The 2083-nt window shown below is 38.8% G+C and carries 3 protein-coding genes; all 3 read right to left on the reverse strand.

Annotation, left to right across the window (positions count from 1 at the left end):
* Positions 1-486: hypothetical protein (locus tag VMW81_06460; GenBank protein ID HUU50581.1), on the reverse strand; the 486-nt coding region annotated here is incomplete at its 3' end.
* A gap of 37 nt (positions 487-523) precedes the next feature.
* Positions 524-1270 (reverse strand): GntR family transcriptional regulator, encoded by a 747-nt coding sequence (locus VMW81_06465; protein ID HUU50582.1) that lies wholly within the window; start codon positions 1268-1270, stop codon positions 524-526.
* A 36-nt stretch (positions 1271-1306) separates the two neighbouring features.
* Positions 1307-2083, reverse strand: a 777-nt coding sequence (locus tag VMW81_06470; GenBank protein ID HUU50583.1) for an MmgE/PrpD family protein, incomplete at its 5' end; no start/stop codon positions are given.

The raw sequence follows: 2083 nt of genomic DNA on the forward strand, positions 1-2083 counted from the left end.
CTTCCAGATTTTTTGATAGAGATAGTAACAAAAAACAATGCTTATAATGAATGTATTTAACCAAAAAAAGAGTATGGGTGCATTTTGATTCTCTAGTACCATAAAGAATCCCAAGAGCACTACGTAGATAAGCCCAAGGGAGAAAGACCAACGGATCATCCGTTGATTGTTTCTTTGGCCAAAGCTCTCATATAAAATCAATCTTGCTCCATTAAGCGCATGAAATATCAGGGGGACTGTTAAAAGCCATTCAAGGAATTTAAAGAAAAAATTGTCGTAAAAAGCCATTTTAGCAGTAAATAGAGAAGGACTGGAAAGAAGAGAAAGGGTGTAAATATGAAACAGTAGATATAAGACAAGAACTAATCCGGCAATTCGATGCGACCAGGATAATACGAATTTCCATCCTCTGGTATTAGCATAAAAGGAGATAAATGGTATACGATTTAGATAACCTAAAATGGATGCCTCAACATCTGTTCTCATGTTCAACTCAAAACTCCAGTATAATGATGTTATACGTTCACATAGATTCTTTCTTTGGTGTTTTACCTTCGAGTTTTTCCATAGAGGCCAAAAAAGGACCGAGGGCTACCTCAATGTGTTGACGAACAACCTTCTCTATCTCTCCCTCAGAGACCTTTTTTTCTTTAAATAAATCTATAATTCGGCGATGGACCTTTAGGGAATTTCTAAAATCTTCTTTATAATAGTGATGAGTGTATCGATGCCACAAAGTATGCATGCGAAGATTGTGAAGAAGGGCAATCAAGGTTTCATTTCCTGAGGCATTGATAAAGATTTCATGAAAGGCAATGTGATTTTTTGCATAGTCAATGAAATCTTCTCTTTGAGCTGCCTCCTCCATATATTCAATGACCTCTCCCATTTCATTGATATCCTGATCTCTCAAGTTTTCGTATGCCAAACGTGCTGCAAGCCCCTCTAAAATAGCCCGCACAGGAAAATTTTCTTCAATGTCTTGCTTAGTAATTCTTTTAACAAAGGTACCTCTGCGGGGCAGGATCTCAACAAGGCCTTCTTTCTCTAAAATTCTAAAGGCTTCTCTTAAAGGGGTACGGCTGATATCAAACTCATTTTTTAGGGAGTCTTCAAGGAGCTGGTCACCACCTTTGAATCTCCCAGTCAATATGTCATCTCTGAGAGTATTAGCAATCTGATCCACTAATGAAACAGATCTAAAAACCCTTTGGCCCCCTGTTGTATTGGAGGGAAAGAGAATGTCTGAGTCTTTTTTCTGAATTTTCATCACTATCATTCATTGGCATCAAAATAACATATTTACCTATCCCTGAAATATATTTGCTACGTCATCTATCTTTTCAAGGTTTAGGGCTAACTCTACAATTCTATCTTTTTGATGCTTTGTTATTATTTTTCCACAGAGTTTATTGAATTTTTGAATCACTTCCTTTTCAGAAAAGGGATTCTCCGGGTCACCTTTGGGAAATTCACAAAATCCTTTATATGTTTTTCCGTTTGCCACCTTTATTTCCACACGCGAAGGCCATTTCTGAGGATACTGCCGGGTAAGGTTTGGATCCTCTTTAAGGGAGATGAGATCCATAAGTGCCAGCAATTTTGGGTTTATGAGTCTTTTATCCGTAAAATCATCCAGGTCAACATGTCCAAAATTAAGTGCCGTTGCAACACAAAAAGGCAGATTGAATTTACCAAGATAAGGGGTGTGTGCCTTTATATTTTCCAGTAAATCGAGGGCCCCTTGATATACATAGACCGTTACGGAGCGTATGGCTGTCACATCCATATTTGCTCCTCTCCAGGCACTGAGGGTTGCATCAATAGCAGAATGGGTATGGCCACACGATGCATAGTATTTCAAAGAATTTCTCGCTGTGTGAAAGGTATCCCCCAGTCCATCAGTTAATACCCCAAGATTGTAATCAGCGGATGTGGCCTTAAAAAACCCCTTTTTTCCCTCAAAGATATAACTGGCGCCGGTAAAACCCTTTTTTGCCAGCATGGCAGCCATAAGGCCATTCATAGATGACTTTCCCGGGTGAAGCTGTTTACTCATAGCACCTTCTGTTAAAAATTCCCA

This window comes from Nitrospinota bacterium (assembly GCA_035528715.1).
Taxonomy (GTDB): Bacteria; JADFOP01; JADFOP01; order DATKYB01; family DATKYB01; genus DATKYB01.